Source organism: Frigidibacter sp. RF13, assembly GCF_026626305.1.
In the GTDB taxonomy this organism is placed as follows: Bacteria; Pseudomonadota; Alphaproteobacteria; order Rhodobacterales; family Rhodobacteraceae; genus TMP-24.
Map to the genome: position 1 here is coordinate 261,402 of NZ_JAPNUE010000003.1, position 13,442 is coordinate 274,843.

Annotated in this window: 16 protein-coding genes; 11 read left to right on the forward strand and 5 right to left on the reverse strand. The window is 66.8% G+C overall.

Annotated features, from left to right (window positions below):
* Positions 1-135: 135 nt before the first annotated feature.
* From rpmB to OU426_RS09385, 4 genes are all read left to right on the forward strand, one after another.
* Complete coding sequence (gene rpmB / locus OU426_RS09370) at positions 136-423, forward strand: 50S ribosomal protein L28 (protein WP_267633682.1); 288 nt, start codon at positions 136-138, stop codon at positions 421-423.
* Positions 424-590: 167 nt separating this feature from the next.
* Positions 591-941, forward strand: coding sequence for a hypothetical protein (locus OU426_RS09375; protein WP_267633683.1), 351 nt, complete (start codon positions 591-593; stop codon positions 939-941).
* 29 nt (positions 942-970) lie between these two features.
* Positions 971-1,408, forward strand: a complete 438-nt coding sequence (locus OU426_RS09380; protein ID WP_267633684.1) for a copper chaperone PCu(A)C — start codon at positions 971-973, stop codon at positions 1,406-1,408.
* 76 nt (positions 1,409-1,484) lie between these two features.
* A complete protein-coding gene (locus OU426_RS09385) occupies positions 1,485-1,910 on the forward strand; it encodes a hypothetical protein (RefSeq protein WP_267633685.1) in 426 nt (141 codons plus the stop codon).
* A gap of 4 nt (positions 1,911-1,914) precedes the next feature.
* On the opposite strand, the gene OU426_RS09390 is transcribed toward OU426_RS09385, so the two are convergent.
* The 3 genes from OU426_RS09390 to OU426_RS09400 form a co-directional block, all read right to left on the reverse strand.
* On the reverse strand, positions 1,915-2,217 hold the full coding sequence (locus OU426_RS09390; protein ID WP_267633686.1) for a hypothetical protein: 303 nt from the start codon (positions 2,215-2,217) through the stop codon (positions 1,915-1,917).
* Between the two features lie 99 nt (positions 2,218-2,316).
* Positions 2,317-2,514 (reverse strand): heavy-metal-associated domain-containing protein, encoded by a 198-nt coding sequence (locus tag OU426_RS09395; RefSeq protein ID WP_267633687.1) that lies wholly within the window; start codon positions 2,512-2,514, stop codon positions 2,317-2,319.
* 149 nt (positions 2,515-2,663) lie between these two features.
* Entirely contained in the window at positions 2,664-2,942 is a 279-nt protein-coding gene (locus OU426_RS09400; protein WP_267633688.1) for an acylphosphatase, read from the reverse strand.
* Between the two features lie 90 nt (positions 2,943-3,032).
* Here OU426_RS09400 and OU426_RS09405 point away from each other — a divergent pair, with 90 nt between their 5' ends.
* Positions 3,033-4,040 carry a C-terminal binding protein gene (locus OU426_RS09405; RefSeq protein WP_267633689.1) on the forward strand — a complete coding sequence of 336 codons (1,008 nt, stop codon included), beginning with the start codon at positions 3,033-3,035 and terminating at the stop codon, positions 4,038-4,040.
* Positions 4,041-4,058: 18 nt separating this feature from the next.
* Here the strand turns inward: OU426_RS09405 and OU426_RS09410 are convergent, their stop codons facing one another.
* Together OU426_RS09410 and OU426_RS09415 are read right to left on the reverse strand one after the other, a co-directional pair.
* A complete protein-coding gene (locus tag OU426_RS09410; RefSeq protein WP_267633690.1) occupies positions 4,059-5,573 on the reverse strand; it encodes a YifB family Mg chelatase-like AAA ATPase in 1,515 nt (504 codons plus the stop codon).
* Between the two features lie 130 nt (positions 5,574-5,703).
* Positions 5,704-6,582, reverse strand: coding sequence for a glutathione S-transferase (locus OU426_RS09415; RefSeq protein WP_267633692.1), 879 nt, complete (start codon positions 6,580-6,582; stop codon positions 5,704-5,706).
* A 178-nt stretch (positions 6,583-6,760) separates the two neighbouring features.
* On the opposite strand from OU426_RS09415, the gene coaBC reads away from it, so the two are divergent.
* The 6 genes from coaBC (at position 6,761) to OU426_RS09445 (ending at position 13,303) form a co-directional block, all read left to right on the forward strand.
* A complete protein-coding gene (coaBC, locus tag OU426_RS09420) occupies positions 6,761-7,957 on the forward strand; it encodes a bifunctional phosphopantothenoylcysteine decarboxylase/phosphopantothenate--cysteine ligase CoaBC (protein ID WP_267633693.1) in 1,197 nt (398 codons plus the stop codon).
* Between the two features lie 73 nt (positions 7,958-8,030).
* Positions 8,031-8,477, forward strand: a complete 447-nt coding sequence (gene dut / locus OU426_RS09425) for a dUTP diphosphatase (protein WP_267633801.1) — start codon at positions 8,031-8,033, stop codon at positions 8,475-8,477.
* On the forward strand, positions 8,474-9,502 hold the full coding sequence (locus tag OU426_RS09430) for a HesA/MoeB/ThiF family protein (RefSeq protein ID WP_267633694.1): 1,029 nt from the start codon (positions 8,474-8,476) through the stop codon (positions 9,500-9,502). The genes dut and OU426_RS09430 overlap by 4 nt, the downstream gene beginning before the upstream one ends.
* A 75-nt stretch (positions 9,503-9,577) precedes the next feature.
* Positions 9,578-10,360 carry a transporter substrate-binding domain-containing protein gene (locus OU426_RS09435; protein WP_267633695.1) on the forward strand — a complete coding sequence of 261 codons (783 nt, stop codon included), beginning with the start codon at positions 9,578-9,580 and terminating at the stop codon, positions 10,358-10,360.
* A 41-nt stretch (positions 10,361-10,401) separates the two neighbouring features.
* On the forward strand, positions 10,402-11,196 hold the full coding sequence (locus OU426_RS09440; RefSeq protein WP_267633697.1) for an amino acid ABC transporter permease: 795 nt from the start codon (positions 10,402-10,404) through the stop codon (positions 11,194-11,196).
* Between the two features lie 82 nt (positions 11,197-11,278).
* The gene (locus tag OU426_RS09445; protein WP_267633803.1) at positions 11,279-13,303 is read left to right on the forward strand and encodes a M3 family metallopeptidase; all 2,025 of its coding nucleotides are present in this window, start codon (positions 11,279-11,281) and stop codon (positions 13,301-13,303) included.
* The last annotated feature ends 139 nt before the right edge of the window (positions 13,304-13,442 follow it).

Genomic DNA, 13,442 nt, shown 5'->3' on the forward strand with positions numbered 1-13,442 from the left:
GGGGTGAATCACTTGACGCCGCCCGGCTTTGCCCGTATCTCGCGCCAACGGAATTCCGGGCGCCCAGCGGTTGGCGCCCATGTCGTTATGGGAATCAGGGGCGGCTGCCGCCTCGGGAACTGAAGGAAGAACAAGATGTCGCGCGTTTGCGAACTCACGGGCAAGGGCCCGATGTCGGGCAACAAGGTGAGCCATGCGAACAACAAGACCCGTCGCCGGTTCCTTCCGAACCTCAACGACGTGACGCTGATGTCGGACGCGCTTGGCCAGTCGTTCAAACTGCGCGTCTCGGCCGCGGGCCTGCGCACCGTCGACCACCGTGGCGGCCTCGACGCATTCCTCGCCAAGGCCGACGATGCCGAACTGTCGGCGCGCGCGCTGAAAATCAAGAAAGACATCGAAAAGGCCCAGGCCGCGGCCTGATCCTGTCCGCTTTCGCCGGTTCCGCCCCGCCCGCACCCCGTGTCGGCGGGGTTTTGGTTTTTGGGCGCTGCCTGCGACCATGCGTCACCGGGGGCGGGCTGCGGCGGGGGTTGCATCCGATCCGTCCGGGCGTATGACAGGCGCGTTCATTCGGATTTCATTCGGACATGATCCGGACCATCGCCGCCCTTGCCCTCTCGGTTCTCGTCGCGCTGACCGGCGCGGGGATTGCCGCGTCGCGGGGGGTGGTGCAGGGGTCGGGACAGGTTCTGGTCTTCTGTTCGGGCGGCGGCCTCGTGCAGATCGAGGTCGATGCCGAGGGCAACCCGACCGGACGCAGCCATCTTTGCCCCGATCTTGCCGCCCATGCGCTTGCGGCACTCGACCTCGCTGCCGCCGATCTTCCGGCGCCGCAGGCGCTGGTCGTGTGGCGCGGCTTTCCCATGCCGGAAGCGGCGGCGGCGCTGCCGCTTCCGGCGGCCTTCCGGGCCCGCGCGCCGCCTGTCCTCTCCGCCTGACCTACACCCCAATCAGAACGGAGATAGAGATGACTTTCCTGAACCCTGCTGCCCTTGCCGCTTCACTTGCCCTTTTCGCAACCGCGGCGCTCGCCCATGACGGCGTGCATATCGACGATCCCTACGCCCGCTTCCTGCCCGGCGCGAAATCCGGGGCCGCATTCTTCGTGATCGAGAACCATGCCACGGTCGATGACCGTCTGGTCGCGGTCACGTCGGATGTGGCGGAGAAGACCGAGCTGCATACCCACAAAATGGATGCGAGCGGCATGATGCAGATGGGCCCCATCGAGGGCGGTATCGCCATTGCGGCGGGCGAGAGCCATGCGCTCGAACGCGGGGCCGATCATGTGATGATGATGATGCTGACGCGCGTGCCGAAAGAGGGCGAGGTGATCCACCTCACGTTGACATTCGAACATGCGGGTGACGTGACGGTCGAGGTCCCGGTCGACAATCACCGCTGATTTTGCGCAACTTTCCTGCTAGAGTTGTGGTGTCGGGCCGGGAAGGAACATGCCCGGCGCCATGCAGGGAAGGATCATGCGCGCACCATTGCATCTTTGGCTCATCGGCGGGCTTACGCTTTTCTGGAACCTCGTCGGTGCGGCCGACTACACATTCACCCAGATGAACGCCGCCTTCTACATGGCGCAGTTCACGCCCGAGCAGCTGGCCTGGTTCCATTCCTTCCCCGCCTGGGTGGAAGGCGCCTGGGCAATCGCCGTGTGGTTTTCCGTTCTCGGATCGCTTCTTCTGCTCTTTCGCAAGGGCGCGGCGGTCTTTGCCTTTGCGCTGTCCTTGGCCGCGATGGTGGTCACGGGCATCTACAATTTCTTCGTGATGTCGCCTGCGTTGCATGAAGTCAGCGGTGAAGGCGCGGTCGCCTTTTCTTTGGCGATCCTCGTGATCGGGCTCTGCGAATGGCTCTATGCCCGCCGGATGCGACAGCTGCAGGTGATCGGCTGAGGTCTCAGCCGCCGGTGCAGACGGCTTCGGCCGTGCTGGCGAAGGCGGCGTAACGGTCCCAGAAGGCTTCGGCCGAGGCGCTGTCCGACAGGCGAACCTCCTGCGCCTTGTCAGGGTCGGCGAAGAATTTCGCCGCGCGGCGCTGGTCGCTGTGGCTTAGCACCTGATCGGCGACCGACTGGATGCAGCCGCAGAGGCTCGCGCCCGCCCGTCCGGTCGCCCGGCAGGCCTTGTCGATCGTCCCGCCTGCGAGTGCGGCCGAGGGCAGCATCAGGGCCAGAAGCCCGGCAAAAAGGACAATACGCATCGCATCCCCCGTCTTTGCCCCGCGCTCTTGGCAGGTCTGGCGCAGTTGCGGCGCGGGCGGCGGCACTATCGCCGCGGTCGGGGCAGGAGGCAAGTCCTTTCAGGCCGCGGGGGTGGCCGGATAGCCTTCGGCCTTCAGCGCGGCGAGGATCGCCTCTGTCGCGGCGCCGCTGGTGATGTCGGCGGTGCGGGAGCCCAGATCGACCGCGACTTTCGCGCCTGGATCGACGGCGGCGATGGTCTTTTCGACCGTCGCCTTGCAATGGCCGCAGCTCATGTCGGGAATGGAGAGTTTCATCTTGTCCACCGGGGTTGAGACGCTTGGCTCATAGATCATGTCTCGCCGGCCCCGCGTCAAGGTCGCTGCCGGAACGGCGCCGGATTTCGATCCGAAATCCGGTCCGAAACCTTTTCAAAAATTTCGGGCGCGGGCGGAGGGTGCGGCGCTCAGGGCCGGATGGTGAAGCCGGGCGGTACCGTTGCCGGATCGACAGGGTCGGTGAAGACATCCGTCACCCGCGCGGCACCCGGCCCCTCGCTCATTGCAAGGACCATGGCTTTCACCTTCTCCTCCGGCCCTGCGAGCAGCGCCTCGACCGATCCGTCGCCGCGGTTTCTGACCCAGCCGCGCAGGCCCTGTACCTCTGCCTCGGCCCGTGCCCAGGCGCGGTAGGCGACGCCCTGCACGCGCCCGGTCACCCTGACATGAAAGCCCGTCTCGCGCATCTTTGCCTCCGGTTGCGATCCTAGCATGGATGCACGGCCTTGACCCGCCTTTCCGCCTGTGGCCCCCTCTGCGCCGAGAGGGAGAGCCAGATGAAGATCGTCCGCACCGATTGCGAGCTGGAAACGCCGATCCTCGACGCGGGGCTCCGCGCGCGTGGTTCGCTTGTGCTTCTGCCCGACGGGGTGGCGGAGGACCGGCTCATGGCCGAGGTGGCCGACGCCGATCTTCTTCTCATGTGCTATACGCCGGTGACTACCCGCGTGATCGCCGCCGCGCCGCGCCTCAAAGCGATCGTGAAATATGGCGTGGGGATCGATGCGATCGACATCCCGGCGGCGCGTGCGCGCGGCATTCCGGTCGTCAATATCCCCGAATATGCCGAAGAGACGGTGGCCGAGGGCGCCTTCACCCTGATGATCGCGCTTGCCAAGAAGCTGATCCCGCTCGACCGGCAGATGCGGGCCGAGGGCTGGGCCTGGCCGACCGCGCGCTGGATGGGGGGCGATATCGCGGGAAAGACGGTGGGCATCGTCGGCCTTGGCAAGATCGGCCGCAGTTTCGCGCGCATGGCGGGGCAGGGGTTTCGCGCCCGGGTGATTTCCTACACGCCCGGCATGAGTGCGGCGGAGATGGCCGCCCATGGCGTCGAGAAGGTCGACGACCTGCACGAGATGCTGCGCCGGTCGGATTTTGTGTCGCTTCACTGCACGCTGAACGACACGACCCGTCATATCATCGGCGCGGCCGAACTCGACGCGATGAAGCCCTCCGCCTTCCTCATCAATTCCTCGCGTGGCGCGCTGGTCGACGAGGCGGCTTTGGTCGCGGCGCTTGTCGAAGGGCGGATCGCGGGCGCGGGTCTCGACGTCTTTTCGGCAGAGCCGCTCAGCCTGTCGGGTCATATGATGAGCCCGCTTTTCGCGCTGCCCAACGTGCTGATGCTGCCGCACCTGACCTTCTACACCGCCGAGGCGATGGAGCGTCTGGAACGCGAGACGCTCGAACGCTGCGACGAGGCGCTGAGCGGCCGCCCTGTCATGGTGAAATCCCGCGACCCGAGGCTCAGGGCGCAGGAGCGGGGGGTGCGGTTCGGGTGATGCCTTGCGCGCGACCGCTCAGCGCCCAGCGAGCGCGGTCAGGCGGAAGCTGACGGCCTCGGCGACATGAGGTTTGCGCACGCCCTCCGATCCGTCGAGGTCGGCGATGGTGCGGGCGACGCGCAGGATGCGGTGGTAGCCGCGGGCGGAGAGGCCGAACCTCTCGGCGACGCGGGCGAGGAGGTCGCGGCCCTCCGGGTCGGGGCTTGCCACCTCTTCCAGCAGCTGGCCTTCGGCGTCGGCATTGACGCGGGCGGCCTCATGCCCTTCGAAGCGCGCTGCCTGACGGTCGCGCGCCAAGGCGACGCGGGCGGCGACGGTGTCCGAGGCGTCGCCGGTTTCGGGCAGGTCGAGGTCGGTATAGGCTACGGGCGGCACCTCCACCCGCAGGTCGATCCGGTCCATCAGCGGGCCGGAGATGCGGCCGAGATAATCCTCGCCGCAGAGCGGCGCCTTGCCGCAGGCGCGGGCGGGGTCGGTCAGGTAGCCGCATTTGCAGGGGTTGGCGGCGGCGACCAGAAGGAAGCGGCAGGGATAGCGGATATGGGCATTGGCGCGGGCGACCACCACCTCGCCCGTCTCGATCGGCTGGCGAAGGGTTTCGAGGACCTGCCGGGGGAATTCGGGGAATTCGTCGAGGAAGAGGACGCCGTTGTGGGCGAGGCTGATCTCCCCCGGTTTGGCGCCGCGTCCGCCGCCGACGATGGCGGCCATCGAGGCGGTATGGTGGGGTTCGCGGAAGGGCCGCGTGCGGCTGATGCCGCCTTCGTCGAGAAGGCCCGCGAGCGAATGGATCATCGAGGTCTCGAGCGCCTCGGCGGGGCCGAGCGGCGGCAGGATGCCGGGAAGGCGCGCGGCGAGCATGGATTTGCCCGAGCCGGGCGTGCCGACCATCAGAAGGTGATGGCGCCCGGCGGCGGCGATTTCGAGCGCGCGCTTGGCGCGTTCCTGGCCCTTTACATCGCGCAGGTCGCGCCCGCCAGCGTTGCGCGTCACCTCGCCGGGCCGGGCGGGGCTAAGCGGCGCCTGGCCGGTGAAATGGCGGATCGCCTCGCCAAGGCTTGCGGGCGCGAAGACCGGGGTGGCGCTGACCCAGGCGGCTTCCGGCCCCGAGGCCCTGGGGCAGAGCAGGGTCTTGTCCTCGCCCGCCGCCGCCATCGCGGCGGGAAGCGCGCCAAGGACCGGGACGAGGCGGCCGTCGAGCGACAGTTCGCCGAGCGCCACGGTGCCCTCGACCTGTTCGGCGGGCAGGATCTCGATGGCGGCGAGGAGCGCGAGCGCGATCGGCAGGTCGAAATGCGAGCCTTCCTTCGGCAGGTCGGCGGGGGAGAGATTGACGGTGATGCGTTTCGATGGCAGCGCAACCGCCATCGCGGTCAGGGCCGAACGCACCCGGTTGCGCGCCTCGCTGACTGCCTTGTCGGGCAGGCCCACCACCTGAAAGGCGGGCATGCCGGGCGCGACGGCGCATTGCACCTCGACTATCCGCGCCTCCACCCCTTCGAAGGCTACCGTATAGGTCCGCGCCACCATCTGCCTCTCCGTTTGGTTAACGGATAGGCAGGCAGGGTTTAAGAATGGTTAACGAGGGTCTGGCGGAGGGGCGGGGGGCTGTCTGCCCCCCGGGCCCCCCGAGGATATTTTCAAACGGAAGAATGAGGGATCAGGCCCGCGCGACCATGGCCATGAAGGCCGGGAAGGCTTCGGGGTCGTGAAGGGTCTTGTCGCGGCAGAAGGCGTTGCAGAAGCCCCAGATGCGGCCGTCCATTTGCAGGAAATGACTGACGGGCTTGCCGGAATAGGGGCAGGCGGCGTTTTCGGAGCGGCCGTCCGCGAGGGTCGCGGTCCTTGGCGCGGGGCCGGGCCAGGGGCGTTCGACCTTGCCATAATAGGGAATGTAGGAGGGCTGTTCGAAATTCTGGGCGAGGCCCATCGCCCGCCAGCGGCGGAAAGTGGGGTCGGCGAGATGGGCGGCGACATAGGCGGCGGCCTCGGGGCCGACCGGCAGGTCGTAGGTGGCGATACGGGCAGCGACCGGGGCGAAGAAGGCGTCGGCGCCGGAATAGGTGCCGAAGAGCCAGGGGCCGTTTGCGCCGAAGCGGGCGCGGGCGCGCGACCAGATGTCTTCGAGCCGTGCGAGATCGGCGCGGACGGCGTCGCTGACCGGGCGGCCGGCAAAGCTTTTGGCGAGGTTCATCGGGCAGTCGCTGCGCAGGTCGCGGAAGCCTGCGTGCATTTCCGCGACCAGATAGCGCGCCATGGCGCGGGCCGCCGGATCGGCGGGCCAGTGACCGGCCCTGGGGTGGCGTTCGGCGAGCGTTTCGAGGATCGCGATGCTTTCGCCCACAACCTCGCCTTCAGGCGTCTTCATCGCCGGGACGAGGCGGGCGGGGGCGAAGCCTTGGAGGAGGGTCTTCACCTCATCTGTATAAAGCCGCGCTGTATGGACCTTCACCGGCAGTCCGAACTTTTCGAAGAAGAGCCAGCCGCGGAGCGACCAGCTGGAATAGGTGCGGTCGCCGATGGCAAGGTCGTAGGTCATGTCAGCCTCCTTGAATTTCGGCTGGCATAGCAAGCGCCTTTGGCCAAGGCACGCAGTCTTTGGTGGCGCAGTCCATCACGGTTCCTGATAGTCGGTATTGCCGAAGGGGCAGACAGGGGAGCCATTGTCTTCGGCGCCCGCGCGGCCTAATCCTTTCAGGGAAACTCCGGAGGGCCAGATGCTTAAGGCCAAGCGCATCCTTCTGATCATCGGCGGCGGTATTGCCGCTTACAAGGCGCTCGACCTCATCCGGCGCTTTCGCGACCGGGGGGCGGCGGTGACGCCGGTCCTGACCCGCGCGGCCGAAGAGTTCGTGACGCCCCTGTCGGCGGGGGCGCTCGCCGGCACCAAGGCCTACCGCCATCTCTTCGATCTGACCGACGAGGCGGAGATGGGGCATATCGAACTGAGCCGGTCGGCCGACCTTGTGGTGGTGGCGCCCGCGACCGCCGATCTGATGGCGAAGATGGCGAACGGTCTCGCCGACGATCTGGCCTCGACGCTCCTGCTGGCCACCGACAAGCGCGTGCTGGTGGCGCCTGCGATGAATGTGCGGATGTGGCTGCATCCGGCGACCCAGAGGAATATCGCGAAACTGCATGCCGATGGCATTCTTTTCGCCGGTCCGAACGAGGGCGACATGGCCTGCGGCGAATATGGGCCGGGGCGGATGGCGGAGCCGTTGGAGATCGTGGCGGCTGCGGAGGCGGCGCTGGGCCTCGGGCCCTTGCGCGGGCGGCATGTGATCGTGACCTCGGGGCCGACGCATGAGCCGATCGACCCGGTGCGCTATATCGCCAACCGCTCTTCGGGGGCGCAGGGGACGGCGCTAGCGACGGCCTTGCGCGATCTGGGTGCGCGTGTGACTTTTGTCACCGGTCCGGCCAGCGTGCCGCCGCCGTCGGGCGTGCATGTGGTGCCGGTCGAGACCGCGCGGCAGATGGCCGAGGCGGTGCGCGAGGCGCTGCCGGCGGATGCGGCGGTAATGGCGGCGGCGGTGGCCGACTGGCGGGTCGAGAATGCGAGTGCGTCCAAGATGAAGAAGGACGGATCGGGGAAAGCGCCTGCGCTGGCGTTCGCGGAGAACCCGGACATCCTCGCAAGCCTGTCGAAAGACAAGGAAAATCGGCCAAAACTGGTGGTGGGCTTCGCGGCCGAGACCGACGATGTGATCGCTCATGCGACGGCCAAGCGGGCGCGCAAGGGCTGCGACTGGATCGTGGCCAATGACGTGCGGCCCGCGACCGGGATCATGGGCGGGACAGAAAATGCCGTGACCTTGATAACGGACGCGGGGGCCGAGGAATGGCCGCGGCTGCCCAAGGACGAGGTGGCGCGGCGGCTGGCGGCAAGGATTGCCAAAGCGCTCGCCTGAGGCGGCCGGGGGAGCCTCCGGCGGGGATATTTGGACCACACTGAAAGGGTAAGACGTGCCGGTGATCGGGGTGATGCGCGAGGATTGGGCCGATCCGTCGGTGCCCTTGCCGTCTTACGAGACGGCGGGGGCGGCGGGGGCCGATGTGCGCGCCAACCTTCCGCCCGAGTTGCGGGCGGCGGGGTTCGTGCTGGAGCCGATGGAGCGGAAAGTGGTACCGACCGGGATCAGGGTCGAGATACCGGAGGGGTTCGAGATTCAGGTGCGGCCACGCTCGGGGCTTGCGCTGAAGCATGGGATATCTCTGCCCAATACGCCGGGCACGATCGACAGCGATTATCGCGGGCCGCTTGGGGTCTTGCTGATCAATTTCGGGTCCGAGAGCTTTGTCATCGGGCATGGCGAGCGGATCGCGCAACTGATCGTGGCGCCGGTGGTGCAGGCGCGGTTTGCGCTGACTGAGGCACTTTCCGAGAGCGCGCGCGGGGCGGGCGGGTTTGGTTCGACGGGGCGCGGATGATCATTCTTGTGCCAGCGGTGATGCTTCTGGCGGCGGGCTGGATCTTCGGCCTGCCGAGGCGGCTTGTCTGGGGTGGGGTGGCGCTTCTATGGGCGGCGGCGATCCTTGCCCATCTTCTGCTGCCAGAGGGTCATGCGCTGGTGCTGGCCATTGGCGGCGACTGGCGGGCCTGGGCGCTGCCGGTCGTCATCGCGGCTTTGGTCCTGGCCTATCGCGCTGGTCTCGGCGCCCTGCGCAGGCGGGCGCTGCCTGCTGCCGCGCCGGTGGCGGGTGCTTTCAGTGCGGCTGAGCTGGACCGCTATGCGCGCCATATCGTGCTGAGGGAAGTGGGCGGGCCGGGGCAGAAGAAGTTGAAGGCTGCGAAGGTTCTGGTGGTGGGGGCGGGGGGGCTTGGCTCGCCCGCGCTTCTCTATCTGGCGGCGGCGGGCGTGGGCATGATCGGGGTGATCGACGATGATAGCGTCTCGAACTCCAACCTCCAGCGCCAGATCATCCATACGGACGCGAGGATCGGCGAGGCCAAGGTCGCCTCGGCCGCCGCGGCGATGAAGGCGCTCAACCCGTTCGTGACGGTCCGCACCTACAACCGTCGGCTGGGGGCGGAGGAGGCGGAGGCGCTTTTTGCCGACTATGACCTGATCCTTGATGGCAGCGACAATTTCGACACGCGCTATCTGGTGAATGCGGCCTGCGTGGCGGCAGGAAAGCCGCTGATCTCGGCAGCGATTACGCAGTGGGAGGGTCAGATCGGCCTGTATGATCCGGCGCGCGGCGGGCCGTGCTATCAGTGCGTCTTTCCCGAACGGCCCGCGCCCGGCCTTGCGCCATCCTGCGCGGAGGCGGGGGTGATTGCGCCCTTGCCCGGTGTGATCGGGTCGCTGATGGCGCTGGAGGCGGTGAAGCTGATCACCGGTGCTGGCGCGGTCCTCAGGGGCGAGCTTCTGATCTGGGACGGGCTTTGGGGCGAGAGCCGCAAGCTTTCCGTGAAACGGCGGGCAGATTGCCCGGTTTGCGGCAATCACTGATGGCCTGCAATCGGCTGGACAGCCGAAAGGGCGAAGCTTAACGTCCGGCCAATGCTTGTGACTGGAGCCTGAGCCATGAAACATCTTTCCCTGATCGCGGCCGCCGCCGCGCTTGCCGCTTCCGTTGCCTTTGCCGAGGCGCCTGATCTTGGTGGGCGCGAGGTCACGGTGGTGACCGAGAACGCCTATCCGCCACTGCAGTTCCTCGACGCCTCGGGTGCCGCGATCGGCTGGGAATATGACGGGATGGCGGAAATCGCCAAGCGGCTGAACATCAATGTGACCTACCAGAACACCAGCTGGGATGCGATGATCCCCGCTGTGTCGGAAGGCCAGTATGACATCGGGATGACCGGCATCACCATCAAGGAAGAGCGCAAGGAAAAGGTCGATTTCTCTGACCCCTACATGCGGTCGGAAATGCTGATGGTCGTGCGCGGCGATGAAGAGCGGTTTACCGATGCTGCGAGCTTTGGCGCCAATCCCGACCTCTTGATCTCGGCCCAGCCCGGCACCTCGCCCTTCTATGCCGCGATCTATGAAATCCTCGACGGCAACGAGGATAATCCGCGCGTGGTGAAGTTCGAGACCTTCGGCGCGGGGCTTGAGGCGCTGAAAGCGGGCGACGTTGACCTGACCTTGTCGGATTCGACCGCGGCGAATGGCATCGTCGCTGCCTCGAACGGCGGGCTGAAGATCATCGGCACGCCGCTGGCGTCCGAAGACTTCGGCTTCATTTTCCCCAAGGGCTCCGACCTTGTCGGTCCGGTCAATGCCGCCATCGCCGACATGAAGGCCGACGGCACGATCGAGGCGCTGAACAAGAAATGGTTCCTCGACTACAAGATGGGCGAATGATCCGAGACCCGGCCCCGGCGTCCGCGCCGGGGCCATAGCCGATGGCGCCTTCCCCCAAACAGGACGAAGATTTCCCCTGGTGGCTGGTGATCCTCGCGGTCACCGGCGCCTGGCTTTTCTATGAGGTGATGGCGAGCGACGTCTATTCTCAGGCGCTGCGCACGCTCACGCGCGGGATCTGGATCACGATCTCGGTCGCGGTGGTGGCATACCTGTCAGCCTGCGCCATCGGCCTTGGCCTGGCGGTGATGGGTCTGTCGCGGTTCCGCGTCCTGAGGCAGATCGCGCGGCTTTATATCGAGGTGATGCGCGGCGTGCCGGTGATCGTGCTTTTGCTTTATGTCGCCTTCGTGCTGGCGCCGGCGTTGGTGGCGGGCTGGAATGCCCTGGCCGATCCTTTGGGCCTGCCCTTGGCGCGGACCCGGGATTTTCCGCTGATCGCACGGGCGACCATTGCCCTGACGCTCGCCTATTCCGCCTTTCTGGCAGAGGTCTTCCGCGCCGGGCTGCAGGCGGTGCCGGTCGGTCAGATCGAGGCGGCGAAGGCATTGGGTCTGTCGGGCTGGCATCGCTTCCGCCATGTGACGTTCCCTCAGGCGTTCCGGATGATCCTGCCGCCCCTGGGCAATGATTTCGTGGCGATGGTGAAGGACAGCTCGCTCGTGTCCGTGCTGGGGGTGGGCGATATCACACAGCTCGGCAAGGTCGCGGCGGCGGGCAATTTCCGCTATTTCGAGACCTATAACGTGGTGGCGCTGCTCTATCTGACCATGACCATCGGCCTGTCGCTGGTCCTGCGGCGGATCGAGCGGCGGCTTCGCGCCGACAAGCCCTGAGGCCGAGGGCGATCGGGGGTTGCGGGAGCGTCCGGCGGGGATATTTAGGACCAGAATGAAGATGCAGGCGCGAGGGCGGATGATGGACAATCCTTTGGTGACGGCGTTCGAGGGCCCGTTCGGTATCGCGCCTTTCGCGAAGATCGAGGACGCGCATTTCGCGCCAGCCTTCGAAGCGGCGCTCGCGGCGGCGCGGGCACGGGTGGCCGAGATTGCCGCCGATCCGGGAGAGCCCACTTTTGCCAATGTGATCGAGGCCTTGGAATTGTCCGAGGCGCTGCTGGAGCAGGTGGGGGGCGTTTTCTGGAACCTTGCGGGCGCGGATACCAATCCGGCGCGGCAGCAGTTGGAGCGGGCGCTGGCGCCGAAGCTTGCCGCCTATTCCACCGAAGTGACGATGAACGAGCGGCTCTGGTCGCGGATTTCCGCGCTCTGGGCGGCGCGTGAGTCTTTGGGATTGGGTCCCGAGCAGATGCGGGTCCTGACGCTTTATCACCGGCGGTTCCGGCGGGCGGGCGCCGCGCTTGAGGGCGCGGACCGCCAACGCATGGCCGAAGTGATGGAGCGGCTGTCGGTCCTGTCGACCCGGTTCAGCCAGAATGTTCTGGCCGACGAGCGCGACTGGACGATGGCCCTGCAGCCGGAGGATCTGGCGGGGCTGCCGGATTTCGTCGTGGCGTCCGCGAAGGCGGCGGCCGAGGAGCGGGGCAGGGTGGGGCATCTTCTGACGCTCTCGCGGTCGCTGATCGTGCCCTTCCTGCAATTCTCGCCCCGGCGCGATCTGCGCGAGTCCGCCTACCGCGCCTGGGTGGCGCGGGGCGAAAATGGCGGCGAGACCGACAATCGCGCGGTCGCGGCAGAGATTCTGTCCTTGCGGGAGGAACGCGCGCGGCTCTTGGGATATGCGAGTTTCGCCGCCTACAAGCTGGAGCCCGAGATGGCGGGCAAACCGGAGGCGGTGCGCGACCTTCTGATGCGGGTCTGGACCCCGGCGAAGGAGAAGGCGGAGGCCGATCAGGCGGTGCTGACCGCCATGATGCAGGCAGACGGGATCAACGGCCCCTTGGAGCCCTGGGACTGGCGTTACTATTCCGAAAAGCGGCGCAAGGCCGAGTACGATCTCGACGAGGCGGAACTGAAACCGTACCTCGGGCTCGAAGCGATGATCAGGGCGGCGTTCGACTGCGCCTACCGGCTTTTCGGGCTCGATTTCCGGCCCCTCGACCTGCCGCTCTATCACCCCGATGCCCGTGCCTGGGAGGTGACGCGCGGGGGCGAGCATGTGGCGGTCTTCATCGGCGATTTCTTCGCGCGCGCCTCGAAACGTTCGGGCGCCTGGATGTCGGATTTCCGCGGCCAGAAGAAGCTGGGCGGCGCGGTCCGGCCGATCATCGTGAATGTCTGCAACTTCGCCAAACCGGCGGCGGGGGAGGCGGCACTTCTGTCTTATGACGATGCGCGGACGCTGTTCCACGAGTTCGGCCATGCGCTCCACGGGATGCTGAGCGACGTGACCTATCCGACGGTTGCGGGCACGTCAGTCGCGCGCGATTTCGTCGAACTGCCGAGCCAGCTCTACGAGCACTGGCTGGAGGTGCCAGAGGTGCTGGAGGCACACGCGCGTCATGCAGCAACCGGCGCGCCGATACCGAAGGCTTTGCTTGACCGGTTGATGGCGGCGCAGACCTATGATCAGGGCTTCGCGACCGTCGAATATATCGCCTCGGCGCTCGTCGATCTGGCGTTCCACGAAGGCGCGGCACCGGCCGATCCGATGGTGCGGCAGGCAGAGGTTCTGGGGGCGCTCGGCATGCCGCACGCGATCCGCATGCGCCATGCGACCCCGCATTTCGCCCATGTCTTTTCCGGCGACGGTTATTCGGCCGGATATTACAGCTACATGTGGTCGGAAGTGATGGATGCCGATGCGTTCGACGCCTTCCGCGAGGCAGGCGACGCGTTCGATCCCGCTGTGGCGGCGCGGTTGCAGCGATTCGTGCTTTCCGCCGGAGGGTCACAGGATCCGGCCTCGCTCTACCGGGCGTTTCGCGGGCGCATGCCGGGGGTTGAGCCCTTGTTGCGCGGGCGGGGTCTGCTGGTCGCCTGAAAGGCATTCATTGTTTCGAATATGTCGAAAAATCGCCCTGCCGGGCACTATTGGTGGGGCGGCCGGTCGGAATCGACCATAGCCGCTTCACATCGCACCTCTGCCCGCTAGTTTGTGGCGGAAATGTGGCGCACGGGCG

Excerpts from the sequence above, each read along its gene's own strand:
- rpmB (WP_267633682.1), top strand. The coding sequence starts at position 136 with ATGTCGCGCGTTTGCGAACTCACGGGCAAGGGCCCGATGTCGGGCAAC.
- OU426_RS09375 (WP_267633683.1), top strand. The coding sequence starts at position 591 with ATGATCCGGACCATCGCCGCCCTTGCCCTCTCGGTTCTCGTCGCGCTG.
- OU426_RS09380 (WP_267633684.1), top strand. The coding sequence starts at position 971 with ATGACTTTCCTGAACCCTGCTGCCCTTGCCGCTTCACTTGCCCTTTTC.
- OU426_RS09385 (WP_267633685.1), top strand. The coding sequence starts at position 1,485 with ATGCGCGCACCATTGCATCTTTGGCTCATCGGCGGGCTTACGCTTTTC.
- OU426_RS09390 (WP_267633686.1), bottom strand. The coding sequence starts at position 2,217 with ATGCGTATTGTCCTTTTTGCCGGGCTTCTGGCCCTGATGCTGCCCTCG.
- OU426_RS09395 (WP_267633687.1), bottom strand. The coding sequence starts at position 2,514 with ATGAAACTCTCCATTCCCGACATGAGCTGCGGCCATTGCAAGGCGACG.
- OU426_RS09400 (WP_267633688.1), bottom strand. The coding sequence starts at position 2,942 with ATGCGCGAGACGGGCTTTCATGTCAGGGTGACCGGGCGCGTGCAGGGC.
- OU426_RS09405 (WP_267633689.1), top strand. The coding sequence starts at position 3,033 with ATGAAGATCGTCCGCACCGATTGCGAGCTGGAAACGCCGATCCTCGAC.
- OU426_RS09410 (WP_267633690.1), bottom strand. The coding sequence starts at position 5,573 with ATGGTGGCGCGGACCTATACGGTAGCCTTCGAAGGGGTGGAGGCGCGG.
- OU426_RS09415 (WP_267633692.1), bottom strand. The coding sequence starts at position 6,582 with ATGACCTACGACCTTGCCATCGGCGACCGCACCTATTCCAGCTGGTCG.
- coaBC (WP_267633693.1), top strand. The coding sequence starts at position 6,761 with ATGCTTAAGGCCAAGCGCATCCTTCTGATCATCGGCGGCGGTATTGCC.
- dut (WP_267633801.1), top strand. The coding sequence starts at position 8,031 with ATGCGCGAGGATTGGGCCGATCCGTCGGTGCCCTTGCCGTCTTACGAG.
- OU426_RS09430 (WP_267633694.1), top strand. The coding sequence starts at position 8,474 with ATGATCATTCTTGTGCCAGCGGTGATGCTTCTGGCGGCGGGCTGGATC.
- OU426_RS09435 (WP_267633695.1), top strand. The coding sequence starts at position 9,578 with ATGAAACATCTTTCCCTGATCGCGGCCGCCGCCGCGCTTGCCGCTTCC.
- OU426_RS09440 (WP_267633697.1), top strand. The coding sequence starts at position 10,402 with ATGGCGCCTTCCCCCAAACAGGACGAAGATTTCCCCTGGTGGCTGGTG.
- OU426_RS09445 (WP_267633803.1), top strand. The coding sequence starts at position 11,279 with ATGGACAATCCTTTGGTGACGGCGTTCGAGGGCCCGTTCGGTATCGCG.